Origin of the sequence: Arthrobacter sp. Soil782, assembly GCF_001428435.1 — a bacterium.
GTDB classification, from domain to species: domain Bacteria; phylum Actinomycetota; class Actinomycetes; order Actinomycetales; family Micrococcaceae; genus Arthrobacter_D; species Arthrobacter_D parietis.
Map to the genome: position 1 here is coordinate 1,349,022 of NZ_LMSO01000001.1, position 24,858 is coordinate 1,373,879.

General features: G+C 64.2%; 19 protein-coding genes, 1 tRNA gene and 1 other RNA gene. 11 read left to right on the forward strand and 10 right to left on the reverse strand.

Annotated features, from left to right (window positions below):
• Positions 1-2 precede the first annotated feature (2 nt).
• The 3 genes from ASH00_RS06535 to ffs form a co-directional block, all read right to left on the reverse strand.
• Positions 3-2,531: a DNA polymerase III subunit gamma and tau gene (locus ASH00_RS06535; protein WP_056546103.1), complete on the reverse strand. Its 2,529-nt coding sequence runs from the start codon at positions 2,529-2,531 to the stop codon at positions 3-5.
• Between the two features lie 9 nt (positions 2,532-2,540).
• Positions 2,541-3,461 (reverse strand): tRNA glutamyl-Q(34) synthetase GluQRS, encoded by a 921-nt coding sequence (gene gluQRS / locus ASH00_RS06540; protein WP_056546106.1) that lies wholly within the window; start codon positions 3,459-3,461, stop codon positions 2,541-2,543.
• 45 nt (positions 3,462-3,506) lie between these two features.
• Positions 3,507-3,603: signal recognition particle sRNA small type (gene ffs / locus ASH00_RS16375), an RNA gene on the reverse strand.
• 103 nt (positions 3,604-3,706) lie between these two features.
• Here ffs and ASH00_RS06545 point away from each other — a divergent pair.
• A tRNA-Ser gene (locus ASH00_RS06545) sits at positions 3,707-3,791 on the forward strand.
• A 59-nt stretch (positions 3,792-3,850) separates the two neighbouring features.
• Here ASH00_RS06545 and ASH00_RS06550 read toward each other — a convergent pair.
• Entirely contained in the window at positions 3,851-4,750 is a 900-nt protein-coding gene (locus tag ASH00_RS06550; RefSeq protein WP_056546108.1) for a diacylglycerol/lipid kinase family protein, read from the reverse strand.
• A 200-nt stretch (positions 4,751-4,950) separates the two neighbouring features.
• Between ASH00_RS06550 and ASH00_RS06555 the strand changes: the two genes are divergently transcribed.
• Both ASH00_RS06555 and ASH00_RS06560 read left to right on the forward strand, forming a co-directional pair.
• The gene (locus tag ASH00_RS06555; protein WP_056546110.1) at positions 4,951-6,012 is read left to right on the forward strand and encodes a ferredoxin reductase; all 1,062 of its coding nucleotides are present in this window, start codon (positions 4,951-4,953) and stop codon (positions 6,010-6,012) included.
• A 10-nt stretch (positions 6,013-6,022) separates the two neighbouring features.
• Positions 6,023-7,201: a fatty acid desaturase family protein gene (locus tag ASH00_RS06560; protein ID WP_056546112.1), complete on the forward strand. Its 1,179-nt coding sequence runs from the start codon at positions 6,023-6,025 to the stop codon at positions 7,199-7,201.
• 16 nt (positions 7,202-7,217) lie between these two features.
• Here the strand turns inward: ASH00_RS06560 and ASH00_RS06565 are convergent, their stop codons facing one another.
• Positions 7,218-8,135: an oxygenase MpaB family protein gene (locus tag ASH00_RS06565; RefSeq protein ID WP_056546114.1), complete on the reverse strand. Its 918-nt coding sequence runs from the start codon at positions 8,133-8,135 to the stop codon at positions 7,218-7,220.
• Positions 8,136-8,281: 146 nt separating this feature from the next.
• On the opposite strand from ASH00_RS06565, the gene ASH00_RS06570 reads away from it, so the two are divergent.
• Complete coding sequence (locus ASH00_RS06570) at positions 8,282-8,740, forward strand: glutathione peroxidase (protein WP_056546787.1); 459 nt, start codon at positions 8,282-8,284, stop codon at positions 8,738-8,740.
• Here the strand turns inward: ASH00_RS06570 and ASH00_RS06575 are convergent.
• Positions 8,737-9,627, reverse strand: coding sequence for a hypothetical protein (locus ASH00_RS06575; protein WP_056546790.1), 891 nt, complete (start codon positions 9,625-9,627; stop codon positions 8,737-8,739). The genes ASH00_RS06570 and ASH00_RS06575 overlap by 4 nt on opposite strands.
• Positions 9,628-9,746: 119 nt before the next feature.
• Between ASH00_RS06575 and ASH00_RS06580 the strand changes: the two genes are divergently transcribed.
• The 5 genes from ASH00_RS06580 to ASH00_RS06605 all read left to right on the forward strand — a co-directional run bounded on the left by ASH00_RS06580 (position 9,747) and on the right by ASH00_RS06605 (position 14,407).
• Entirely contained in the window at positions 9,747-10,373 is a 627-nt protein-coding gene (locus tag ASH00_RS06580) for a hypothetical protein (RefSeq protein WP_056546117.1), read from the forward strand.
• Complete coding sequence (locus tag ASH00_RS06585; RefSeq protein WP_056546119.1) at positions 10,366-11,754, forward strand: multicopper oxidase domain-containing protein; 1,389 nt, start codon at positions 10,366-10,368, stop codon at positions 11,752-11,754. The genes ASH00_RS06580 and ASH00_RS06585 overlap by 8 nt, the downstream gene beginning before the upstream one ends.
• Positions 11,751-13,322, forward strand: coding sequence for a multicopper oxidase domain-containing protein (locus ASH00_RS16970; protein WP_235563177.1), 1,572 nt, complete (start codon positions 11,751-11,753; stop codon positions 13,320-13,322). The genes ASH00_RS06585 and ASH00_RS16970 overlap by 4 nt, the downstream gene beginning before the upstream one ends.
• 112 nt (positions 13,323-13,434) lie before the next feature.
• Positions 13,435-13,734, forward strand: a complete 300-nt coding sequence (locus ASH00_RS06600) for a type II toxin-antitoxin system VapB family antitoxin (RefSeq protein ID WP_056546123.1) — start codon at positions 13,435-13,437, stop codon at positions 13,732-13,734.
• Positions 13,727-14,407, forward strand: coding sequence for a LytR C-terminal domain-containing protein (locus ASH00_RS06605; protein WP_056546125.1), 681 nt, complete (start codon positions 13,727-13,729; stop codon positions 14,405-14,407). Before ASH00_RS06600 ends, ASH00_RS06605 begins: the two co-directional genes overlap by 8 nt.
• Positions 14,408-14,462: 55 nt before the next feature.
• On the opposite strand, the gene ASH00_RS06610 is transcribed toward ASH00_RS06605, so the two are convergent.
• The 3 genes from ASH00_RS06610 to aceA all read right to left on the reverse strand — a co-directional run bounded on the left by ASH00_RS06610 (position 14,463) and on the right by aceA (position 18,311).
• The gene (locus ASH00_RS06610) at positions 14,463-15,158 is read right to left on the reverse strand and encodes a DsbA family oxidoreductase (protein WP_056546127.1); all 696 of its coding nucleotides are present in this window, start codon (positions 15,156-15,158) and stop codon (positions 14,463-14,465) included.
• A gap of 120 nt (positions 15,159-15,278) precedes the next feature.
• Complete coding sequence (gene aceB, locus ASH00_RS06615; RefSeq protein ID WP_056546130.1) at positions 15,279-16,895, reverse strand: malate synthase A; 1,617 nt, start codon at positions 16,893-16,895, stop codon at positions 15,279-15,281.
• A 96-nt stretch (positions 16,896-16,991) separates the two neighbouring features.
• Positions 16,992-18,311, reverse strand: coding sequence for an isocitrate lyase (gene aceA, locus ASH00_RS06620; protein WP_056546131.1), 1,320 nt, complete (start codon positions 18,309-18,311; stop codon positions 16,992-16,994).
• Positions 18,312-18,443: 132 nt separating this feature from the next.
• Here aceA and ASH00_RS06625 point away from each other — a divergent pair, with 132 nt between their 5' ends.
• Together ASH00_RS06625 and ASH00_RS06630 are read left to right on the forward strand one after the other, a co-directional pair.
• A complete protein-coding gene (locus ASH00_RS06625; RefSeq protein WP_056546133.1) occupies positions 18,444-19,925 on the forward strand; it encodes a helix-turn-helix domain-containing protein in 1,482 nt (493 codons plus the stop codon).
• A 26-nt stretch (positions 19,926-19,951) separates the two neighbouring features.
• On the forward strand, positions 19,952-20,497 hold the full coding sequence (locus tag ASH00_RS06630) for a CGNR zinc finger domain-containing protein (RefSeq protein WP_056546135.1): 546 nt from the start codon (positions 19,952-19,954) through the stop codon (positions 20,495-20,497).
• An 87-nt stretch (positions 20,498-20,584) separates the two neighbouring features.
• On the opposite strand, the gene ASH00_RS06635 is transcribed toward ASH00_RS06630, so the two are convergent.
• Positions 20,585-24,685, reverse strand: a complete 4,101-nt coding sequence (locus ASH00_RS06635; RefSeq protein WP_082565919.1) for a S8 family serine peptidase — start codon at positions 24,683-24,685, stop codon at positions 20,585-20,587.
• Positions 24,686-24,858 lie beyond the last annotated feature (173 nt).

Consider the following 24,858-nt stretch of genomic DNA (forward strand, 5'->3'; position numbering starts at 1 on the left):
GACTACTGATCGAGGCTGCGTTCCTCGATCAACCGGCCGTTGAGTATCCGTTCGATGGCCTGGCGGCCGACCAATCCGGATTGTTCGATGGTCTCATCATCCGCACTGGGAATGTCTTCGACGTAGCTTAAGTCTACGGCGCCCGCTGGGCGCTCCTGCTGTTTTGGCCGGGCTGCTTTTGCCCGCGCAGCTTCATCGAGCAGCTGTTGGTAGCGGCTGGGACGCGCCGGAGGTTCCCCCTCAAATGAGGGTTCTTCAGGGCCGGGGTCATCGGGATCTTTCGCCGGTTCCGCGGCCAGCCAACTGTCGGCGGCTGGTGACCGGTCGGCTGGTGACGGGTCTCCTGTTGCCCGATCGGCTGGTGACCGGTCTGGGGGAGTAGGTTGAACGGCGGGCGCAGGCGCAGCTACGGGTGTTGACGGCACTGAGGGCGTGCCACCGCTCGGCTGGGACGCCGGAGCGGCGGTAGGAAGCCCCCACGCATCGTCCACCATTGCTGACTTGGCTTCGCCCGCCGGAACGGGCGTAGCGGATGGAACGGGAGTGACGGCTGGAGCGACGGCGGTAACGGCTGGACTGACGACCCGCGGTTCCTGCGCCTCTGCCGGCTGATCCCGGCTAGTTAATACTTTTGGGTCGGGTTCACCCGCTGCCGCGGAGCCGTCGTGGATGGCTTCGATGCTGCAGCTCAGGCCGAGCACCTTATTGATGGCCTGCTTCAGGTTGTCTGTGTGCTGGCCGCGCTGGAAACCGAGCGCATTGCCCTGCGAAGCGAACGCCAGTATGAGCTGGTTGTCGCTGAAGGAACGCGGCTTCGCGTCGGCGTTGACGTTCAGCCAGGTGCTGCGCTTGATACGAGCCAGTTCGTCCATGATCTCCGGCCACGCCCTGCGGATCATCTCGATCTGACCGGACGCCTGCGCTGACTGCGAAGGAGACTGCGCTGCTTGCTCCTGCGAGGGTTGCGTGGCGGGAGATGCCGGCGCGTGCGGCTCGCGCGTAGCGGTCGAAGGACGCTCTTCGGTGTTGGGTGCATCGGAGGGCAAACCCCATCCGCCGCCCCAGTCGGCAGCACCAGGTTCCTGGGCAGGCTCCGAGGCCCGCTCCAGTTTCTCTGCGGGGGCCGGTGTTGCCGCTGAATCCGGAGCTTCCTGCTGAGTCTCGGGCGGCTGTTGGCCGGCGTCTCGGGATGCCGAAACTGCTGTCGGTGTTTCTTCTGATGTGTTGGAGGCAGCGGGTTGGAGAACGGCGGCCGGCGCCGGTTCCGGCTTCGCAGCCGAGGCAGGACCAGCCGGAACCGCGGATGGCGCGGGCAGCGATCCCGCTGTACCCGCACCAGCGGAGCCTCCCGCCTCGGGGAGGCCGCTCGCGTAGCTGAGCCGGCGCTCAATCCGGTCAACACGGGCAAGCGTGCCCTGCTCCGACTGGTCCGCAGCGGGCAGTAGGATGCGGGCGCAGAGCAGTTCGAGGTGCAATCGCGGAGAGGTTGCGCCAGTCATTTCGGTCAACGCGGTATTGGTGATGTCAGCGGCTCGGGAAAGCTCGGCGCGTCCAAGCTGCTGCGACTGGGTCCGCATCCGGTTCAGCTGGTCATCAGGGATGCCCCGGAGGATGGACGCGGCGGCGTCGGGGACTGCATTGACGATGATGAGGTCGCGGAACCGCTCCAGCAGGTCCTCAACAAAGCGACGCGGGTCATGGCCCGTCTGGATGACGCGGTCAACGGCACCGAAGACGGTCGCGGAGTCACCGGCCGCAATGGCATCAACGACGTCGTCGAGCAGGGATGCGTGCGTGTAACCGAGCAGCGAAACCGCCAGCTCATAATCAAGGCCGGACGCCCCCGCCCCGGCCATCAGCTGATCCAGCACGGACAGGGAATCGCGGACTGATCCGCCACCCGCACGAACCACCAGGGAGAGTACGCCCGGCGCCACCGGGATGTTCTCCTGGTTGCACAGCAGCTCCAGGTACGCCATGAGCGGCTCGGGTGGAACGAGCCGGAATGGATAATGGTGGGTCCGGGAACGGATGGTTCCGATCACTTTATCCGGCTCAGTTGTGGCAAAGATGAACTTGATGTGCTCCGGCGGCTCTTCGACGATTTTCAGCAGCGCGTTGAAGCCGGCGCTGGTGACCATGTGTGCCTCATCAATGATGAAGATTTTGAAGCGGTCCCGGACCGGTGCAAAGGTAGCGCGCTCGCGGAGGTCCCGGGCATCATCCACGCCACCGTGGGAGGCCGCATCAATCTCGATGACATCCAGGCTTCCCGAGCCGTTACGGGCTAGTTCGACGCAGCTGTCACAGGTGCCGCAGGGGACCGGCGTTGGCCCCTGCGCGCAGTTGAGGCAGCGCGCAAGGATGCGCGCTGAGGTTGTCTTGCCGCAGCCGCGCGGACCGGAGAAAAGATAGGCGTGGTTGACCCTGTTCTTGGAGATCGCCGTCATCAATGGTTCGGTGACGTGCTCCTGGCCGATCACGTCGGAGAACGTCTCCGGACGATACCGGCGGTAAAGGGCTGTACTCACAGAAGAACTCTATCGGTTGGGTGGAACGGTCGCGGCATCGGTGGAGGACAGGTGGGGCGGGTCAACAATCCATGGTTCACGAGGTAGCCGGAAAGGATCAAACGCACCCAGCGCGGCGTCGAGTGAGGTGTCCGGCAGGCCGAGTGAACGCAGGATGAGCGACCGTACTGCCGCTGCCTCCCAGCCCTCCGCGGCGAGCGCTTCGAGAGTTACGGCGCCGTCCCGCTTGGCCAACCGGCGTCGTTCCGGGTTGAGGGCCAGCGGTACGTGCGCATACTCAACCGGCGGCAATCCAAGCAGCGAGCCGAGATACGCCTGGCGCGGCGCCGAGCTGAGCAGATCCTCGCCGCGCACCACCTGGTCGATGCCCTGCTGCGCATCATCGACGACGACGGCGAGGTTGTACGCAGGCACCCCGTCATTGCGGACCACCACGAACGCATCGACAGCACCGGTATATTCGCCGTGCAGTAGGTCCAGGACTTCATATTGCCCGACGTCGGTACGCAGCCGCAGCGCCGCCGGCCGCACCCTGCGGGCGGCCTCCCGCTCAGCCTCCGACAGGTTCCGGCAGGTTCCGGGGTAGTGGCCTGGCAGGACATGCGGCGCGGAGGCCGCCTCAGCAATATCGCGGCGGGTACAGAAGCACTCGAAAAGGCGGTCATCCCTGCGCAGGCGGGTGACGGCGTCGTCGTAATGGGCCTGCCGATCGCTTTGGCGGGTGGCCTCACCGTCCCAGGTGAGCCCGACGGCGGTGAGCTCAGCGAGCTGCGCTTCCTCGGCTCCAGCACGGACACGGTCGAGGTCTTCGACCCGCAGCAGGAACTGCCGGCCGGTGGAGCGAGCGAAGAGCCAGGCCAGGATTGCGGTGCGGAGGTTCCCCACGTGAAGTTCACCCGTGGGGCTTGGCGCGAAGCGGCCGGCGGTCACAGAACTCCTTCACGAAATCACTGCAGATAAGGTGCTGTCAGGGAACGTAAAGACCCCCCATGCACCTGCCAGAGCCCGCTTACCCTTGCTACCTTCCGGTCCTGGGGGAGTTCAACAGGATGACACCACATGAGGGGCCGCGTAATAGTCTACACAAACCGGCAGGAGGGTCACTCGCTGAGATGCACATCTCCCGATTCGGTACATGGGGGATGTACGGGTATTCTGGAACCTGCTCCAAACAAGGAGGATTCGCCTAGCGGCCTATGGCGCACGCCTGGAACGCGTGTTGGGTTCACGCCCTCGGGGGTTCAAATCCCCCATCCTCCGCTTTCCTCAACACCCCGGCTCTGCGGCCGGGGTGTTGTACTTTTCGCCGTGGAAACGGCCTAGCTCACAACCGCAAGAGCACGGCGCTCGCTCCGGATCTTCACCAGGGCGTGGGCCGGTGCTGACCGAACTTCGCCATCAATTTGGTAGGGGATGGGTTTGAGCGTGGTGAACTCGTAATAGTCCATGCTGGGCTGGTCCCCGAGCCCTTTTGTTGTCGCACGGAGTGCCCTGAGCAGGATCCGCCACTTTGCCTGGTGCGCAAAAGTGATGACTTCGAACTTGCCGTCGGAGGCGTCGTCGTCGGCTTCGCTGAGCGTGGCGTACTTTGCCATCTCTGAGATGTTCGCAAAAACCAGGCTGTCGAACCTGCGGCGCTTTCCGTCCTTCTGGCGGATCTCGAAAGGGCGGAACCTTGCGAAGGTGCGCACCACGGTGAACATTTCCTTGAAGGCGCCCTTGCTGCCCTTCTCAAGGTCGATGGCCACGATCGGGGTCAGCCCGAACCCTATGTAGGAATGCGCGTAGACCGATTCAGCATCAGCACCCGCCTCGATGGTGATTTCCAGCACATCGATCCGGCGCACTGCGCCCGCCACGATGGCGTCAGCGAGAGGCTGCCGGCTTGTCGTGCGGTGGTGATCGTTGGCGTTTCCAGCGGCGAGGACGGCACTCACGGCCTCCGGATTGGAACTCGCCAGCACACCGTTTACTACTTCGTTATAGCCGCCGTCGCCGCTCACCGACACAACGAGGACCCGGCCGCCGCTGTCCGCGGCATTCCGCGCGAGTTCGATGGCGTGGCCGGCGTGATCCGTAGGCTGCAGCCCGATCTTCACCGAGTCAGGTAGGGACTGTTTGAGTTCTTCCAGCAGTTTTTCGGCCAGTTTGGGAGCGTCCCCGGTGCTGTTCGGGTTGAAAATAATCGAGATGATGTCGAATGCATGTTCTGCGGTCATGGCCTGCCTTTGGCGTCCTTTTTGTTGCCGCTTGACAGCGGATCCTGAAGTAATCGTAAGCCTGCTGAGTAAAGTATTCTTAAGTAACCATTTCGAAGCGTGAAGTATGGAGTTCATACTGGACACTGCACCGGCCGTGATGGCTTGATATGTTCGGCCAGACGCCCGTCCTGTAAGGAGTTGACATTGGACCTGCAGGAATGACCCGGCGACCGAAGCTCAGCCACGCGCTGTCCGCGCTGACCACACCGTTGGCTCCGGAAGATTTTATGTCGCTCTTCAACCCCGTGTTTTCCGCGCGGCAGTTGCGTGGCATCGTCACCAAGGTAGTGCCTGAAACCGCTGACTCGGTGACCATCCACTTTCGTCCGGGGCGGGGCTGGAAAGCGCACCGTGCAGGGCAGTGGGCGCGCATCGGAGTTGAACTTGATGGTGTCCGCCACTGGCGCTCCTACTCCCTGAGCACTGCTGCGGGACAGGATCCGGCAATTACCGTGACAGACATGGGAGCGGTGTCCGGTGTGCTGGTCCGTGAAACCAAGCCGGGAGACATCCTGTTCCTGGCGCCGCCGCAGGGAACCTTCGTCCTGCCGGATCGGCCACGGCCGCTGTTGATGCTGACGGCCGGCAGCGGCATTACGCCGGTGATGTCCATGATCCGCACGCTGGTTCCCCGCCGTCCCGACGCAGACGTTGTCCTGATTCATTCAGCGCGGACTCCCATGAAGACGCTCTTCGTGGAGGAACTTCGCGAACTCGCTGACCAGTTCCGCCAGTTCCGCGTGAAGCTCTGGTTCACCTCCGAGCAAGGCCGCATTGATTTCAGATCTCCGGCTGCGCTGGACGAAATCTGTGATGACTGGCGGGACCGGGCGGCCTACGCTTGCGGACCCGAGGAGTTCCTCGAGAGTGCCGAGTCGCTGTGGGAAAAGCAGGCGAAACTGCCTTCGGGCAGCCTGACCATCGAGCGCTTCAGCACAGCGCTGGCTGATGGCACCGGAAACGACGGCGGACTGGTCACCTTTGAAGCCTCCGACCGCGAGGTGGAAGCTGACGGAGATACCCCGCTCCTTGAAGTCGGCGAGGATGCCGGGCTGCTCATGCCGAGCGGTTGCCGTATGGGCATCTGCCACAGCTGTTTGCTTCCGCTCCGTGCGGGGCAAGTCCGGGACCTCCGTACCAACGAAGTACATGGAGACCCCGGTCAATTGATACAAACCTGCGTTTCGGCGGCAGCCGGACCGGTGAACCTCGATATCTGAAGGAGTGGGTATGACAGACCTCGTAGAAAAAGTGTCAGAGGACACGAGTGTTGAGAAGCCCCGGCGACGGCCCGGAGCGCTGGCGGCAACCGGCCACCCGCTGGTCCGTCCGCCTGCCGCTGCACACCTCTCCGATGAGCAGGTTGCCGAGCTGGGTCGCGAACTGGATGCCATTCGCGACGAAGTGCTCGACCGCCGCGGCAAGCACGACGCCGACTACATCCGCCGCGTCATCAAGGCACAGCGGGCGCTGGAGTTCGGTGGTCGCGCGGCGCTGCTGTTCAGCAGGAACAAGGCGGCCTGGGTAGCCGGCACAACGATGCTCAGCTTCGCCAAGATCCTGGAGAACATGGAGCTCGGCCACAACATCCTCCACGGCCAGTGGGACTGGATGCGGGATCCGGATATCCACTCCACCACGTGGGAATGGGACTTCGTGACCCCTGCACGCTCCTGGCAGCACACGCATAATGATCTGCACCACCGCTGGACCAACGTTGTGGGCAAGGACCGCGATGTCGGCTACAACCTCCTGCGGATGGATGATGACCAGCCCTGGAAGCCCTTCAACCTGGGCAACCCGCTGTACAACGCCATCCTGGCGCCGGTCTTCGAATGGGGCATCGCCCTGTATGACCTGGAGATCCCCGAGTACAAGGAAGGGCTCAAATCCAAGGAAGCCATGCGCAAGGACCTCCGGGCCCTCGGGCTGAAAGCGGCCAAGCAGTTCGGCAAGGACTACGCTGCGACACCCGCGGTGGCCATGCTCACCGGTTCCGGTAAGCAGGCGCTGATCGGAACGCTGACCGCGAATGCGGTGCGTAACGTGTGGGCCCACGCAGTTATTTTCTGCGGACATTTCCCCACCGGCGCTGACACCTTCACGGAGGAAATGGTCGACGGCGAGACTCGCGGCGATTGGTACGTACGCCAGATGATCGGCTCGGCCAACATCTCCGGCTCCAAGTTCATGCACCTGATGACGGGCAACCTGTCCCATCAGGTTGAGCATCACCTCTTCCCGGACCTGCCGTCCAACCGTTACCACGAGGTTGCGCCCAAGATCCGTGAGATCTGTGCCCGCTACAACCTGCCGTACACCACCGGGCCGCTCCTGAAGCAGGTCGGTTCCGCGTGGGCCAAGGTTTTCCGGCTGGCGCTTCCTGACCGGACGCCTAAGACGAGCTAGGAGACGCAGCGCAACTTCAGGCGCCGGCGGGCGGGTGCTTCTGCACCCGCCTGATCCGGCGCAGTGCTGCCTGCTCGGTGGGGCTCTGACTGCCCAGGCCGAGCTTCATAACCCCCAGCACGAGCAGGACCGCCGGCTTCACCGGCAGCCTAACCGGCCCGAGATGTGTCAGGGACAGGCCGAGGAGTTCGCGTTGCCGGGGAGTCAGCGTGGCCACGGCTCCGGCGAACAGTACCCGGTACCCAAGGCGCTGTGAGCGCGGAAGCGGCGGACGCCGGATGTAGGCCAGCGCGTCCTGAACCTGTTCGCTGGAAGTGAGTTCGCCGTCGTACGCGGAAAGCTGCTCGCGCAGTTCGCCGGCGCTCCGCGGCGGGTCGCTCACGCCCATCAATTCACCGGCTTTCGCCCACTGTCGGACATACTCATCCGCGCCGCCCGGAAAGCTGAGCCCATACTGTTGGTGCGCGCTGAGGAAGGCGTCGGTGAAGGCCAGATGCACCCAGCGCAGCAGATGGGGATCATTGGCGCTGTAGGCGCGTTCGACGCCGTTTGCGTCCACGTACGTGCCGGTCACCTTCTCATGCAGGCGGCGCACCCAGGCGGACGCGCCGCGTGCGGCATCCGTTGACCCGTAGGTCACGGTGAAAATCCAACGGATGGTGTTGGCCAACCGGCCAAGCGGGTCCTCGCGGAAGTTCGAGTGGGCATACACTCCCGCCATCGCCCCGGGATGCAACGCCTGCAGCAGGAGCGCACGAATGCCGCCCACCGTCGGGGTCATTGAACTGTGGACTGCCCAGACGGCTGAGCCGGGAGCGAAGTAGCCGGCGTCATCGCCGTCGGCCAGTTCCTCCGTCCAGGCAGGGGGGTGGGCGCCGGTGCCCGTGAAAGTGTTCTTGAGCTCGACGCGGAGGCGGGTGAAGGGTGACGCCATGGCACCAGTATGCAGGGTCAACCCGTGAGTCCCATCCAGAAAGGGTTGGCTGACGAACCGCCTTCAGCGACAATTTCAAGCCGAACACCGTTTCACTTCAAGGAGCACCAGTGTCCCCGCAGAACCTTCACGACATCCCGCTGACCATGATCGACGGGACCGAGCGCAGCTTCGGCGATTTCCGGGGCAAGACGGTCCTCGTGGTGAATGTCGCCTCGCAGTGCGGCTTCACCCCTCAGTACGCGGGCCTCGAGGAGCTCTACCGGAAGTACGCGGACCAGGGGTTTGTGGTGCTCGGTGTTCCGAGCAATCAGTTCATGGGCCAGGAGCCGGGAACTGAAGCGGACATCCAGGCCTTCTGCTCGATGAACTTCGGGGTGACGTTCCCACTCACCACGAAGAGCGACGTCCGCGGAAGGAACCAGCACCCCCTGTATGCAGAACTGACCCGGTTCCGGACGGGCATGATGCCGGGTCTCGTGAAGTGGAACTTCGAAAAATTCCTGGTGAACGACGCCGGCACCGTCGTTGCGCGGTTCGCCCCCACAGTGGAGCCGGACTCCGAGGAGATAGTTACGGCGATCGAGGCCGCACTCGCCGCTTAGGCGCGGGAAACCGCCGTTTCGGCGCAGCGCAGCAGGAAGGCGGCACCGGCGTCGTCGTTGGTCAGCTCACCTTCGATGAGGACCGGGTAGGGCTTTTCCGGAACGCCGTCGGCTGGCCGGACATCGACGTGCGCAACGCTGTAGCCATGCTCGTGGAGGTAGTCGGCCATGGCGTAATCAGTGCGTGAATCGCCTACGGTCCGCCAGGTATGGGGGATGTCTCCGTCGATCAGGCGCAGCGCACGCTCTGCACCCAGGTCCTTGCCGACGCGCACGGATTCAATGTCCGTGGAGATGATGGTGGGGTCAACCCGGTAATCGACGCTGTCATCGCTGTCCGGCAGGTGGTGCGCCAGCCGGCAGACGCCCATGTCGAAGTGCCGCATGATGTCCAGGACCGCGGCATCGAAGGGGCCCTGCCTGTCGAGGTAGTCCTGGTTCCCGACATCAACGCGCTGCTCGATCGACACCATGGCGCGCTTGGTCTCGTCGAAAAACATGTGGTCGGCGAACTGTTCCTCCACCAACCGACGGACCTCATTGCCGAACTCCTGCGGCAGCGCGAGGGTCTCGTCGACGTGCACTTCGGTGGCGCCCTCAGTGGTGAAACTGAACCAGGTTGCACCCTTCTCGCAGATGGCGTGGAAGGTGATCCCGGCAGGGATCCCGGCGACCAGCATCGGCTTCAGAACCTCTTCGCGGATGAACTCATCCGAGCGGCCGGTATTGAAGATCACCGGCCATCCTGCTCCTGCCAGCGCGATCAGCGCATCAATGATTTCCGGCCGCACGGTGCGTGTAACGGGGCTGGCAACGGGTCCGTCGACGTCGAGCAGCAGGCCGATGGGAGCGGGCGCGGTTGTGGAGGAGAACACCGAAGCAGTCACCGCCCCAGTATCCGCGTCTCGGGCCGCCGCGGGGAAATCGGTGACGCGCAGGGTTTCCCCAAGGTCTGAAGATGACACTAAATTCCTGCAGCATCCAAGGCATGATATTGAGGCGAGTAATGGCGATTGAAGAGATCGCGCTGGCCGAGCAGGGTGCGGCTGACCTGATGCCTGGGGAGGCAGCCGACCGTCCCATCGGACTGACGCGACGAGTGTTTGGCATTTTGATAGGTACCGGTGCACTTGGCACCGCAGCGGGTTGGGGGATTGTCTCCGCCGCCGGTGGCACCGAGGAGGTTCCGACGTCGTTCGGAACCGTTCGGATTACAGCGGCTGAGCGGCAGGCCCGCATGGTTGGCGCGGTGGGAGGCCACGCGAGTAGCGCAGCGCACGGGGCCGCTCCGCCAGGCGCTTCGGCGCAACCGTTCAACCACACCTGGGGCGAACACCTGGCAGTGAAACTGGAGGTACGCAACACTTCCGAGCGCAACGTGCTGTTTGCGCCGGGACAGCTGCGCCTCCTCGTGGCGAAGACGACGACGGTGACGAACCGTGGTGCCGACGTCGCCAAGATCCTGCTCACGGCCGGCTCCCACCGCAGCGTGTGGGTCAGTTTCCTGGTTCCGAGCGGCGTAGCAGGACTAGCCGCACAGTTCACCGATCCCTGGGGCGGCCGTGCTCCGTTGGCGTTGGCGCTTCCCCGGATCTCCCTTCGACCAGGCTCACTGGAGGACAACCATGGCTGAGCAGCTCCCTCCCGAAATACTGGCGCGCGGGGATCTCCTCAAGTTGGGAGCAGCGGCCGGGCTGGGCTTTGCTGCCCTGCCGCTGGTGCAGCCCTCAGCTCCGCGGAACCGCGTTGCACGGACGCCGGTCCCGTTGGCGCTCGCTGCGCAGCCAGGGGTGCTGGACCTCTACATCAACGAGGGCTACCTGAAGATGGTGGACGACACGCTTGTCTACCACCGCGGGTTCGGCAGCCGACCAACCGACGTTGATGACCCGAGCCCGAGCCTCACCATGGACCCGACGGTGATCACCGTTGCGGGTGACGTGATTCCCAGCCGCAGTTACCCGCTCGAGGCTCCGCTGCCTCCGCGCGGAACCCCGGCGCCGCTGCGGGCTGATGCGGCCAATCCCGGCCAGTTCCTGATCCGCCGCAACTACTGGGCGAGCTACTTCCCGGCGCGGACCATCATCGCCGAATTGGGTAGCAGTATCCGCTTGCGCGTTCAGAATCGCCTGGGCAAACCGCACACCCTCACCGTCTTCGGTGCCGGGACCGACGGCGGTGATCTCACCACCGGCCCTGTTGCCCCCGACGCCGTGGCCACCCTTGATTTCCCCTGCCCGCGACCGGGAACCTACATCTTCGCCGACCCGACCAACGCGCCGGTCGAACGTGTACTCGGGCTGTTCGGGGTGCTCGTCGTCATGGACCCGGAGCACCAGTGGGATATTGCGGAGGACCTTGCAACGTTTGAGCGGCAGTGGGTGTGGATCTGCCACTGCGTGGAATCACGCTGGGCGTCCATGGAAGCTGCGGGACAAACCGTGGATCCTGTGCAGACGCCGGCGCTGCCGCGCTACTTCACGCTCAACGGGCGCAGCGGGTTTGAATCCCTGGGCATCACCTTCGACGACACCGTCAATCTCGCCACCGAGGAGGAAACCCTGATCTCGGGCTATCCGCGGCAACTGGACGTACGCCAGTTCGGTGAGGGAACGGAGGCGGGCACGCTCCGCGGCGGTCAACTGGTGCGCCTGATCAACCCCGGGATCTGCCTGCACCAGATGCACTTCCACGGGAACCACATCTGGACGGTCCGCCGGAACAACATCGACTGGCCGCGGCACGAGGGGTTCGTGGACAACGAAGGCCACGTGGTCCTCCAGCAGTGGGAGGACGTCGTTGAACTGGCGCAGATGGACACCAAGGACTGCATCATCCCGATCAAACGTCCGCCGGACGCCATCGACCCGGTCTGGTTTGCACGTACCGGTGACTGGGTCTACCCGATGCACTGCCACGCTGAGCCGTCTCAGACCGCCGCCGGCGGCATGTACCCCGGCGGACTTGTTGCCCACTGGACCCTCAAGGGCCCGATCCCAGGAGCCACACCGTGAGTATTTTCAGCCGCAAGCGGAGTGAGAGACGCTCGAGTCGCCGCTCGATCCGCGCAATCGAAAGAGCCCAGGAAGTCGCCGAACGCCGTCGTCGTGAAGAGGAACGACGGCGGGAGGCAGCTGAGCGCCGCAGGCGGGAGGAGGAACGCCGGCGAGCGGCGGCGGCAGAGCGCCGCAGGCGGCGGTCTTCGCCCAAGCCGAGCGTGTCATCGAAGCCGAGTGCTTCGCCGTCTGCGTCGGCAAGCGCTACCGCAACGGCGGGCGCCACTCCCAGTGCCACCGCTTCCGCCACCCAGAGCGCCACCCCAACGGCCACCGCCTCTGAATCCGTTACGCCGTCGGCGACAGCGGATCCAACGGTCACAGCGGAGCCCACCACCACCGCCGAGGCGACCGCAACGGCTGAACCGACGGTTACGGCGGAACCTACTGAACAGCCGGATCCGGTCGGAGGGGTGGAACCGGTGCTGCACCACCGCTTCCAGAGCCAGGTGGACTTCAGCTCGGACCAGCTGGAGGTGGAGAACCCCGTGACGGAATTCCTGCAGACCCCCGCGGTTGCCGTCGACTTCGACTTCCACAGCCGCGATCTCGTCATGGACGATGGCGCGGAATTCGAGATGTGGAGCTTCGAGGACGACCAGTACGAGCGGGGCTTTCCCGGTCCCACCCTGCGGGTCCAGGAGGGGAAGGTGTTTCACGCAACGGTGCACCCGAGCAAGGGACCGCACACCATTCACTGGCACGGCATGGAACCTGACCCCCGGAACGACGGCGTGGGGCACACGTCATTCGAGGTGGACGGGCAATACACCTACCAGATGCAGCCCGAACCGGGACGGCCCGGCGACCCGAACTACGGGGCCGCGGGAACGTACTTCTACCACTGCCACGTCAACACCCCGCTGCACGTCCAGATGGGGATGTTCGGTCCACTGGTCATCGATCCGGTGGTGCACCCTGCCTATCCGGTGAGCCCCGGCGCTCGCCGTGCCTTTGTGGACGGACCGGAGTATGACATCGATACTGAGGCGTTGCTCGCGCCCTACTCGCTGGACCCGCGGTGGCATGAGATGAACCATGCTGACGGTCTGTCTGGAGAAGACGCCGGCCTCAACCGGTTTGAGCCCGAGCACTTCTACGTCCTGGGCGGGGAACTCGCCCGCCGTCCTGCCGGCAAGGAAGTGGTGTGGAGTCTTTCCAGCCTGCGCGCCAATGTGAAGGGCGGCCCGAAGAAGCCGACGCTCCTGCGGACGCTCAACGCCAACTACCTGCCCACAACGCTGATCTTTACCGACGCGGATGGAACCGAAGCGCGTATCGCCGAATTGATCTCCCACGATGGCCGGCCGTTCCGAGACACTTCCGTTCCGAATGTCCCTGCACCGAGTTGCCGTGATGCCGGTTATCCGTTGACCGCCAGCAGGCTCGCCTACGGCGCCGCCGAGCGCTTCGACATGCTGCTGCATCCGCCAACGGCCGGTCGGTACTACCTTCGGGTGCAGTGGGAGGACTGGGTGACCGGGGCGCTCCTCGGTACACGCACCATCCCGATCGACGCGACCTGACACTCAATGCCACCCCCTGAAGGAGGACTTTTCCGGTAACTCTTTGGCGACGACGGGCACGCTGCCAGAGCGCCACATTCCCTTGGGGCAATATCTTGCCTAGGCTGTGTTGGTGATCTTCAAAGCAGTGAGCGATGGACGCCCGTACCCCGACCACGGACACGTGACACCCAAAGACTGGGCCAACGTAGCCCCACGCCAGGTTCGGCTGGACGAACTCGTCACCACCAAGACCACGCTAGACCTCGAGGCGCTGCTGGCCGAAGACTCAACCTTCTTCGGGGACCTCTTCCCGCATGTGGTGCAGTGGAACAACACGTTGTACCTGGAGGACGGGCTGCATCGGGCAGTCCGTACGGCACTTCACCAGCGGACCATCCTGCACGCGCGTGTTCTGGTTATCGATGGCTAGGACACCGAAACGCAAGCCGATCCGATCGAAGAAGAACCCGATCGAATGGCACGGTCACCGCATTGTGACCGAGAACGATCTCGAGACGGTCTTCGCCGATGACGGAAATGTCGAACGCCCGCACGTCTACATGCGCAGGCTGCGCCACGGTGTGGTGCTGGTACTGCTCCTCGCTCTGGTGACCGCGGCCGTGCTCTTCGCGCTGGCCCTGGCCCGGGGGGATATCCAGCTCACCGCCAGCCAGCCATCGGCGAGCCCCGTCAGCGCCTGCCCTGCCGGTCCGTTCGAGCTCGTTGATCCTGCCACAGTGACCGTGAACGTGCTCAACAGCACCAGCATCGCCGGGCTCGCAGGGAATGGTTCGGCGGCTCTGGAGGAACGCGGCTTCACGGTGAACTCCGTCGGCAACCGGTCCGTTGGTCAGACCAACATGACCGCTATCATCGTCTCCGGGCCGTCCGGGTATGCACAGGCATTTACCCTGCAGCGGACCATTCCCGGAACAATCTACGTCGAAGATGAGCGGCCGGACGCCACCGTGGACGTTGTGCTTGGCTCCGAGTTCGAGGCGCTGGTGCCCGCTGAGGAAGTCAACGCCGAACCCGGCGGGCTGGTCTGTGAACTGCCGTCCACAGCGAGCCCCACGCCCGCGCCGTCGTCAGCTGCTCCGTAGGAATGAAGCCGTAAGAACGGAACCTCAGAAAACGACGACGACGCGCGCCGGCCTGCTAGCAGCCGTCTGGTCCGCAGACCTCGCCATCGGGCGAGGTGGATAACGGGACCAGGGGATGGGCTTCCTGCCACGCCTGGTCCAGTGCCTGCCGGAAGAGCTCGACGGGCTGTGCGCCGGAGATGCCGTACTTCCGGTCAATCACGAAGAACGGCACGCCGCTCACCCCGAGGGTCTGGGCCTCGCTGATGTCCCGCCGTACGTCGTCGGCAAAGCGGTCGCCGGCCATGGTGTCACGGACGGACTGCTCATCGATGCCGAGGTCATTGCCCAGTTTCACGAGCACGTCGGTATCGGAGGTGTTCAAGCCCTGCTCGAAGTGCGCCGAAAGGATGGCTTCCTTCGCTTCGTTGCCGTGACCAAGCGACTTCGCGAGGTGCAGGAACCGGTGGGCGGGGAAGCTGTTGCCAACAACCACGGAGTCGAAGTCGAAGTTCACGCCGACATCGGCCGCTGACGTGGTGAGCTGGTTCCACATTTGGCGGACCTGCTCAGGGGCAATTCCCTTGCGTTCGGAAAGGTACTGCTGCTCGGTTCCGTCATAGTGCTCGGGGAGGGTGGGGTCCAGCTGGAAGCTCTTCCACGTCACTTCCACGCTGTCGCGGTGCGGGAATTCAGCAAGGGCTTTCTCGAAGCGGCGCTTACCGACGAAGCACCACGGGCATTTGACGTCAGACCAAATTTCAATGTGCATACCTTTCCCAACGGGACGACGGCGGCGCGCTATTCCCGCCCCACCACCTCGCGTTGATTTGGCAGGACACGCCCCTTAGCGCTCCGCAAGAGGGGTGTCCTGCCAAATCAACGGCTGGGGTTAGCGCTGCAGGGCCAGCGCCGGCCGCTGCCCGGCGCGGAGGTGCCGGGTGTAGGCGGGGAGGGTCAGGAATTCGGGGAAGTCCTCGCGGAGGGCCACTTCCTCGAAGAGCCGACGGGCGTCGTCGTACCGGTCATCATCGAAGCGCGGCAGCCGGTCAAATTCATCCTCCAACAGCAGTTCCACCCACTCACGCGTGATGACCTCGCCGGTGTCAGTCACGGCATGGACGTGGATCCACTGCCAGATCTGCGAACGGGAGATCTCCGCGGTGGCGGCGTCCTCCATCAGGTTCTTCAGGGTCACCGCGCCATGGCCGCGGAGCCACGTTTCAAGGTAGCGGACGCCCACCGTCAGGTTGGTCCGGATCCCGGTTTCCGTGATGAGGCCCTGCGTTCCGGTCAGGTCGATGAGGGCGCGGTCATCGGGCACCACGTCCGTGCGCTGGCGGTCCAACTGGTGTGGGCGGTCGCCGAGCACCACGTCGAACACGGCCCGCGTCACCGGGACCAGGTCCGGGTGAGCCACCCAGGCGCCGTCAAAACCGTCGCCGGCCTCGCGGGACTTTTCGGTGCGCGCCTGTTCCCGGGCGATGGCATTGATGGCGTCATCGCGGCGGCTGGGAACGAAGGCGGCCGGTCCGCCGATGGCGTGGGCGCCGCGCCGATGGCAGGCGCGCACCAACTGCTCGGTGTAGGCCCGCATGAACGGGGCGGTCATGGTGACCATGGTCCGGTCAGGCAGGACAAAGCGGGGGCCACGGAGCCGGAAGTTCTTGATGAGCGAGAAGATGTAGTCCCACCGGCCGGCATTCAGGCCGGAGGAGTGTTCGCGCAGTTCGTAGAGGATCTCCTCCATCTCGAAGGCGGCGGTAATGGTCTCGATGAGCACGGTGGCGCGGATGGTGCCGCGGGGGATGCCGAGCAGCTGCTGGGAGCGGAGAAAGATGTCGTTCCACAGCCGGGCTTCGAGGTGGTTCTCCAGCTTCGGCAGGTAGAAGTAGGGTCCCCGGCCGGAATCGATCAGCCGGTGTGCGTTGTGGAAAAAGTAGAGGCCAAAGTCCACGATGCTGCCGGAGACCGGTTCGCCGTCGACCAGCAGATGCTGCTCCGGCAGGTGCCATCCCCGCGGACGTACGACGACGGTGGGCAGCTTGTTCCCGAGCTGGTACTCCTTGCCCTCTTCGGTGGTGAAGTCGATGCGGCGTCGCAGTGCGTCATGCAGGTTGAGCTGTCCGTTGATGACATTGGACCAGGTGGGGGTCAGTGAATCTTCGAGGTCGGCCAGCCACACGTTAGCGCCGGAGTTCAGTGCGTTGACCGTCATCCTGCGCTCCGCCGGACCGGTGATTTCGACCCGGCGGTCCTCCAAGCCGGGAGCCGGGGGCGCAACCCGCCAGCCGCCGTCGTTCCTGATGTGTGCGGTGTGGGCCAGGAATCGCGGGTCCTCTCCGCGCGCGATCCGGTTCCGGGTTTCCCTGCGCCGCTGGAGCAGCTCCTGACGGCGCGGCTCGGCGAAGGCGTGGAGCTCGCTGAGGAAGGTCAGCGCTTCCGTGGTGAGGATTTCGTCCTGGCGGGGGATGGGCGGTGCGGTCAGCGTGATGCCGTGGGAGTTCATGGAAGGTGCTCCTTCAAAGCTTGCGTTGAATTGGCAGGACACGCCGCTTATGGGCGTCCAAAAGGGGTGTGTCCTGCCAACTCACGGGGGAGGGGTTTAGTGAAACTGTTGGGTCTCGGTGGAGCCGGCGAGGGCCAGGGTGCTGCCCGTGGGGTTGAGGGCGCTGGCTACCTGGTCGAAGTAACCGGTGCCGACCTCGCGCTGGTGGCGTGTGGCGGTGTAACCGCGTGCTTCAGAGGCGAATTCCTTTTCCTGAAGTTCCACATAGGCGCTCATGCCGCCGGTTGCGTAGCCGTGCGCGAGGTCGAACATCGAGTAGTTCAACGCGTGGAACCCGGCAAGGGTGATGAACTGGAAGGTAAAGCCCATGGCTCCGAGCTCGCGCTGAAACCTGGCGATGGTCGTGTCGTCGAGGTGCTTGCGCCAGTTGAACGACGGCGAGCAGTTGTAGGCCAGCATCTGATCGGGAAACTCGGCCTTGACGGACTCAGCGAAGCGCCTGGCGAGCTCAAGGTCCGGGGTGCCGGTTTCCATCCAGATCAGGTCCGCGTACGGAGCGTAGGCGTGTGCCCGCGCAATGCAGGGATTGATCCCGTTGCGGACCTCGTAAAACCCTTCCGGTGTGCGTCCTCCGGTGAGGAACGGGCGGTCCCGCTCGTCGACGTCGGACGTGAGAAGTGTGGCCGCTTCCGCATCGGTCCGGGCCACGATGACCGATGGAACGCCGGCAACGTCGGCTGCCAGCCTCGCCGCGTTCAGCGTGCGGACGTGCTGTTGCGTGGGGATGAGGACCTTGCCGCCGAGGTGCCCGCACTTCTTCTCGGACGCCAGCTGGTCTTCCCAGTGCACGCCTGAAGCGCCGGCTACGATCATCGACTTCATCAGCTCGAACGCGTTGAGCGGCCCGCCGAACCCGGCCTCTGCGTCTGCGACGATCGGCACGAGCCAGTCTTCGACTGACTGCGTCCCTTCGGCCCACTCGATCTGATCCGCACGCTGCAGCGCGTTGTTGATGCGGCGCACCACCTGTGGGACCGAGTTGGCCGGGTACAGCGACTGGTCCGGGTATGTCTGCCCGGAAAGATTGGCGTCGGCTGCAACCTGCCAACCGGACAGGTAGATGGCCTTCAGCCCGGCCTTCACCTGCTGCACTGCCTGGTTGCCGGTCAGTGCGCCGAGGGCGTGGGTGTACTCGCCCGTCTGTGCCTGGGTGGTGAGCTGCTGCCACAACTTCTCGGCGCCGCGGCGGGCGAGTGTGTGTTCTTCCTGGACGCTTCCACGAAGGCGTACGACGTCGGCGGCCGAGTAATCACGCTGGATCCCTTCCCAGCGCGGATCGGCTGCCCACTCCAGCTCGAGTTCGTGGACCGCTTCGGTGCGGGTATTGCTGCCTGGGGTTCCGGCTTCCTGCGTCATTGCGTTTCTCCTTCCGGGAGGCGTCGGTGCCTCTGCGGTAGCTGCTGGTGAGATCAACGATTCAGCATCCTGCACCCTGCAACCAGAGCAAACCTCTGGAAAGAAACGCGTTTCTTCGCGTATCGTCAAGAAATGACTACTTCGAGCTGGAATCGCACCCGGCAGCCCGAATTTGAATCCGTTCCCGAGGGCGAGGACGCGATCAGCCTCGGCCGCCGCCTGCGGCACCTCCGCAAGAGCCGGCGCATGACGCTGGAGGAGCTGGGCGCCGTAGTCGGGACAGCGCCGTCCCAGCTCTCATTGATGGAGAACGGCAAGCGTGAGCCCCGGTTGGGCATGCTGCAGTCGCTCGCGAAAGCGCTCGGGGTGAGCATCGACCAACTGCTGGGTGCGGAACCGCCCAGCCGGCGGGCTGCGTTGGAGATCGCCCTCGAGCGGGCTCAGCGGGGTCCGCTGTACGAGTCGCTCGGGCTGCCGAAAGTCCGCACGTCGGCGCGGCTGCCGATGGAGGCCCTTGAAGCGTTGGTGGGTCTGCAGGCGGAGCTCGAGCGCCGGTTGAATGAGCAGGTGGCAACGCCGGAGGAGGCCCGCCGCGCCAACGCCGAGCTCCGCGGCATCATGCGGCGCCAGAACAACTATTTCCCGGATATCGAGGCCGAGGCACAGAAGGTCCTTGGCTCCGTCGGCCACACCAGCGGGCCGCTCTCGCAGCACCTCATCGCCGATATCGCTGCGCATCTCGGGTTCACGTTGCACCATGTGGGGGACCTGCCGCATTCCACCCGATCGGTGACGGATCTGAAGAACCGGCGCATCTATCTCACGCAGTCGCAACGGACGGACCATGACCCGCGGTCGGTCCTGCTGCAGGCTCTCGGCCACTACGTTCTGCAGCATGAGACACCGGAAAACTATCGGGAGTTTCTGAGGCAGCGGGTGGCCACAAACTACTTCGCGGCAGCGCTCCTGCTGCCCGAGAAGGCAACGGTCGATTTCCTCCAGACGGCGAAGTCCGCCAAGGAGATCGCAGTCGAGGACGTTCGGGACGCGTTCGCCGTCTCCTATGAGACCGCGGCCCACCGGTTCACCAACCTCGCAACCCAGCACCTGGGCATCCCCACCCACTTCCAAAAGACCCACCAGAGCGGGATCATTTACAAGGCCTACGAGAACGACGGCGTGACCTTTCCGCAGGATCACACCGGCGCCATCGAGGGCCAACCCTCGTGCAGGAAGTGGACGTCCCGCGTGGTGTTCGATGTTCCGGACCGCTTTTCCGCCTACAGCCAGTACACCGACACACCGAGCGGCACCTACTGGTGCACCGCCCGCACCGAGCGGGCCGCTGCCGGTGAGTTCTCCCTCAGCGTCGGCGTGCCCTATGCGCATGTGAAGTGGTTCCGCGGACGTGAAACTTCCATCCGTGGTGAGTCCCGCTGTCCGGAGGAATCATGCTGCAAGCTGCCGCCGTCGTCATTGGCGGATCAGTGGTCAGGCTTCGCCTGGCCCAGCGCGCGTGCGCACTCCCACCTGCTGGCGGCCATGCCGCCCGGCGCTTTTCCCGGTGTTGACGAAACCGAGGTGTACTCCTTCCTGCAGGCGCACTCGGGCTAGTCTGGAGCGAGACTGACAGGAGCCTCATGCTTTTTGCCAATGACACTGAAGAGGGTTTGCGCAGCGCGGCCGCGCTCGTGAATACCGAGGATGGGGAGCAGCTTCCCGACGTCGGCTCCCTTCACCGGTTTGCCCGGAACTGGAACTGGACCGGCAACCTGGCGCTCGATGACGCAGAGTTGGACGCCGTCCGTCATTTGCGCCCCCGGTTACGCGCTCTGTGGAGCGGGGATGAGGACTACGTGGTGGAGACGGTGAATGCCCTGCTGCGGGAGTTCAATGCCCTGCCGCAGCTGGTCCGGCATGATTCCTGGGATTACCACATCCATGCAGTTCCGCGGGAGGCGCCGCTGTCCGCGCGCATGGCCGTCGAGGCGGCTATGGCCTTCGTTGACCTGGTGCGTAGCCGGGAGCTAAGCCGATTGCGACTGTGTGCATCGCCGGATTGCGGGAATGTCCTGGTGGATCTGTCGAAGAACCGGTCGCGGCGCTTCTGCGAATCGGGCTGCGGGAATCGGGCTGCGGTGGCCGCGTACCGTGCCCGGCTCGCTGAGCGTGCGGGGCCCGCCTGACCTTTCGAGTCCGGCAAAAAAGAAGCCCCCGGCCCATTTCTGGACCGGGGGCTTCGTCGATCAGTACCTACCTACTCAACGGAGAGGTTACGGCACCATCCAGGTGAAACCGCCCCAACCGGTTCCGTTCTGGACCTTGCCCGCGAAGCCACCGGTGCCATTTCCCGAGTAGAGGAACAGCTTGCCGGCGGAGTCACGCGCCAGAAGATCCGCGTTGCTGTCCCCGTCGAAATCGCCGGGGGCAACGAGGGTGAAGTTGTTCCAGCCCTGGCCCGGCTGCGTCCGGGTGCCGAAGCCACCGGTTCCGGTGCCCGGGTAGAGGAACAGCTTGCCGGCGGAGTCGCGGGCCAGGAGATCAGCGGCGGTGTCGCCGTTGAAGTCGCCCGGACCAACGATGGTGAAGCCGTTCCAGCCCGAACCGATCTGGTCCGGCGTCAGGAAGCCGCCTGCACCATTGCCCGGGTAGAGTCGCAGCTTGCCGTCACCAAGACGGGCAATCAGATCAACGTTGCCGTCGCCATCCCAGTCACCCGGGGTGACCATGGTCAAGCCGCTCCAGCCTTGCCCGATCTGCGTCTTTCCCGTGACCGTGCCGGTACCGGTGCCCTTGTACAGCCACAGGCGTCCGGAACTGTCCCGAGAGATGACGTCGGAGTTGCCGTCGCCGTCCCAGTCACCCGGAATCAGGATGGCGTTCATGGAGTTCCAGCCCGTACCGATGACCCGGCTCTTCAGGAACCCACCGGTGCCGTTGCCCGGGTAGAGCAGCAGTTGGCCGGCGGAGTTGCGGACAACCACATCCGGATTGCCGTCACCATCCAGGTCTTCGTTGACGGTTGCACCCGCGACCGAAATCGGGACGATCTCCTGCTTGTCACCCGTTGCATTGTGGTGATGAATGAACAGCGCCTTGGCGTCCGTGACGGACTCCTGGCGGTTGACGTTCAGTGTGACTCCAGCCGCTGAAGCGAAGGACGCCGCTGCCGGCTCGCCGCCCTCGAACCACAGTGCCGGTTCGGTGACGTTGAAGTCGATCCAGTCGGTGGTGTCGACCGGGCCACCAGAAACACCGTTCTCGTCAACGTTGAAAGCGCTCGCCGTCGACACCCGGTACTTGATCGGCGCCGAGGCGCCCAGCGTTGCGGCGTTCATACCCAGCTCCGTCACCGGAACCGGAAGGGTCACAACGTTGGTGTCGAACGTGTTGGTGTCCACACTGCCGTCCACCCCATTGGCGAAGTAGAGGTCGGTATCGAAGACGGGTGCTCCCGCATCATCGATGGTGACAACCTCGAACAGGATCATGTCCAGTGTTGGAGCTCCGGGACCAAGATCCGAGTAACGCAGGGTCTGAACAACGTAATCGACCGTGCTGTCGCCGTCGGTATCGAGCTCGATTGACACGCCGTTGTTGCCGCCGAGCTGCGCCCAGTTCTGCCAGGTACTGATACCGAAGTTCAGCACACCGGTTGTCGGGTCCCCGGCAGCATCAACCAGCGCCGGAACCGTTGAGGCAGCGCCTACTGCGCGGAGGTCAAACGAGTAGAGAGACTCAAGCGGACGCTCCGCTGCCTTGGGGCTCTCAGCGCCGAGGACCAGCGGTGAAACGATGGACTGGTAGGCGGATTCTCCAGGAACTCCCTGCGAGAGCCCGCGGCCTTCGAGTGCAATGCTGCTCAGGAGGTCAGACGCGCCGTCGAAGGCAATTTCAGTTCCGGCCGAAATATCCGAGGTGGGCTTCGGTGCCGAGTAGACGGGCACACGAAGTTCCTGCCCATCAGCGCCGAGGAGCTGAATCCGGCCGGAAACGTCAGCGAGGTACTGACGCGGAATACCGGCTTGGATCTCTTCTGCCGCCGGATCGATTGTCTTGGCGAGAGCCGCAGGATCGGCAATCGTCAGCGTGACGGTCAGCGTTGCCGGGTTGTTGGCCGGAACAGTGATCACCGCTGGTGACACCGAGATGGCAACGCCAGGCGTTGTCGACGCTGCAAGGTAGCTGGCGTCATAAGTGACCGGAGCGTTGGACGTGTTCTGGACGGTGACCTGCTTGGTGACCGTCAGAGCTTCAGTGCCGAGTTCCAGCACCCCGAAGTTAACCGAGGTGAGGGCCGGCTGCTCCGTCGCGTAGGCCAGAACGGATGTTTCCAGGGCTTGCATCGCGTCAACGCGTCCGGATCCCACGCGGTTCGGTGCGTAGGGAATTCCATCTGCCGTCAGGAGATCATGCGTCGCCGTGTTCATGATGACGCTCTTGGCCTGATAGGGGTTGTACTCGTTCGCGGAGAGGACCAGCGCAGCAATGCCTGCCGTGTGAGGCGCGGCCATCGAGGTGCCGCTCTTCGTCGAGGCGCCGTTGCCGGTTCCTACCTGAACTGAGCCAATGGAAACACCGGGAGCAGTCACATCCGGCTTGACCACGCCGTTGGAGCCATGGACGCCCCGCGAGGAGAACGCCGCAAGGGTGTCCTTCGCGTTGGAGGGTCCGGTAGCCGTTGCCTGATAGGAGGGGTCGAGCTGGAGGACAAGCGTTCCCGCTTCCGCCGCCGGCATCAGCCTGGCGGTGTCAGCGGCGGTGAGCTGGAGGCCCGGGATCTTGTCGTTGCCGCCGATACCGGCAGGGAACACGTCAAGCGTTGTGCCGATGACGACGCCGGCGTACCCGGCGGCGGCGGCGTTGTTCCACCGATCGGCTGAGCCGCAGTCACGAGTGGTGTCATTGTCATCCCAGAACAGCCACACCCACTTGCCGGCATTGTCACCGGCAGCAGGCAGGGCGTCGCAGCCGTCATTGTTGGCTCCGTCAGGTCCCATCACCACTTCACCCCGAAGCGTTTCGGGAGTAACTCCTTCAGCGGCGTAATCGAAGTTGACGGTGTACTGCCCGGAAGCAGGTCCCGCCACGGCCTCGGGCGCCAATACATCAACGCGGTCCAGGGTTACCTGGGAACCAACGCTGGCCGCAACAGTCAGTGCGGATTCGGCGCTGCCGGGTGAGCCGCCGATGTCGTAGACATCGCCGTCGTTACCGGAGGATACGACCGACAGGACGCCCTGTTCGGTCAGTTCATTGACAATGTCGTTCTCGGGGTCGTCGTACGCCGGGAAGGAGGAACCCAGCGACATGTTGACTACCTGTGCGCGGTCGTCGAAGTTGCCGTCGCGGTTGGGGTCCAGTACGTAGTCCAGGGCCTGTCCCACCACGAGGCTTGAACCCTCGCAACCGAAAACGCGGAGGGCAACAATGCCGGACTCAGGGGCTGATCCCGGGCCGATTCGCATTTCGTTGACGGTCTCCGCCGTGAGGGTGCTGTAGTCACCTTCGAACGTGGTGCCGTCAGCGTTGACTCCATAACCCGAAGAGGTGCCTGCAACGTGTGATCCGTGGCTCTGGCAGTCAAGGGGATTGAGGTCCGGCTGGGGAATTGTGCGTGCGGGATCGGTTGAGCCGGCGTCGTAGGCATCGCCCACCAGGTCATAGCCGCCGAGGAACTTGGCGGCATCGTAGAGCGCGGGATCAGGTTCGGCATCAGCCTTGGCCTGATTGAAGGCCTCGATGGTGCCCGGTCCGCCGAAGCCCGCATGGGTGTAGTCAAGACCGGTGTCCAGCACGGCAATGGTGATTCCCTCGCCGGTATTGTCCCGTGCCGTCCATGCTTCGAGCGCGCGGGTGTCAATATCCGCGCCCTTGTTCTCGATGGTCTTGGGGACTATTCCGGTGATCTTCACGACGTCCGGACGGGCAGCGAGCGCCTTGATTGCCTCAGCATCGCCCTGGATGGCGACGCCGGGAAGAGTGTTGGTCGTGGTGTACAGCTGGGAAGCGCCGGCTTCGGCTGCCACCTCGTCCGCTTGTGTCTGGATGCCGGCACGGATTTCAAGAACGCGGTCGGTCCGCTGAATCGGCGTGGTGAACCCGTTGCTGCGTACTTCAGCCGGCTGCGTCTGCTCAAAGGCTCCTTTGCCAGCGAACTGGACGTAGGCCGCCGTCGTTCCCGTTTTCCCGGCGAGGTCCCGGCTGATTTTGGAATCGATTGCGGGCTGAAGCGTTATTCCCTCAGCGGTTGGGTTGTCGGAATCCGGCGCCTGCACTGCCGAAGCCGGTGCCCACATGCTGGAGGCCAGGGCGAGACCGGTCAGCGACGCCAGCACAGCCCTTCCTGATCTCCGGCGGTATGACTTGCTCATGCTGCTCCTTACGAAGGAAGAGTCAAGGCCATACCGCTTGAGTCCATTCCTAGCCCCCGCAGCACTGCTGGCACGGCCAAGACCGGTGTGAGTGTTATTCCATGTGTTGCGATGGGTGCCAGCAGAGATGTGAAGCCCGTTCAGGCTTCACCCTTACAGCTTCATGTGTCACG

Coding starts and splice junctions, on each gene's coding strand:
- ASH00_RS06550 (WP_056546108.1), bottom strand. CDS start 4,750: ATGACCGCAGAACATGCATTCGACATCATCTCGATTATTTTCAACCCG.
- ASH00_RS06555 (WP_056546110.1), top strand. CDS start 4,951: ATGACCCGGCGACCGAAGCTCAGCCACGCGCTGTCCGCGCTGACCACA.
- ASH00_RS06560 (WP_056546112.1), top strand. CDS start 6,023: ATGACAGACCTCGTAGAAAAAGTGTCAGAGGACACGAGTGTTGAGAAG.
- ASH00_RS06565 (WP_056546114.1), bottom strand. CDS start 8,135: ATGGCGTCACCCTTCACCCGCCTCCGCGTCGAGCTCAAGAACACTTTC.
- ASH00_RS06570 (WP_056546787.1), top strand. CDS start 8,282: ATGATCGACGGGACCGAGCGCAGCTTCGGCGATTTCCGGGGCAAGACG.
- ASH00_RS06580 (WP_056546117.1), top strand. CDS start 9,747: ATGGCGATTGAAGAGATCGCGCTGGCCGAGCAGGGTGCGGCTGACCTG.
- ASH00_RS06585 (WP_056546119.1), top strand. CDS start 10,366: ATGGCTGAGCAGCTCCCTCCCGAAATACTGGCGCGCGGGGATCTCCTC.
- ASH00_RS06605 (WP_056546125.1), top strand. CDS start 13,727: ATGGCTAGGACACCGAAACGCAAGCCGATCCGATCGAAGAAGAACCCG.
- ASH00_RS06610 (WP_056546127.1), bottom strand. CDS start 15,158: ATGCACATTGAAATTTGGTCTGACGTCAAATGCCCGTGGTGCTTCGTC.
- aceB (WP_056546130.1), bottom strand. CDS start 16,895: ATGAACTCCCACGGCATCACGCTGACCGCACCGCCCATCCCCCGCCAG.
- aceA (WP_056546131.1), bottom strand. CDS start 18,311: ATGACGCAGGAAGCCGGAACCCCAGGCAGCAATACCCGCACCGAAGCG.
- ASH00_RS06625 (WP_056546133.1), top strand. CDS start 18,444: ATGACTACTTCGAGCTGGAATCGCACCCGGCAGCCCGAATTTGAATCC.
- ASH00_RS06630 (WP_056546135.1), top strand. CDS start 19,952: ATGCTTTTTGCCAATGACACTGAAGAGGGTTTGCGCAGCGCGGCCGCG.
- ASH00_RS06635 (WP_082565919.1), bottom strand. CDS start 24,685: ATGAGCAAGTCATACCGCCGGAGATCAGGAAGGGCTGTGCTGGCGTCG.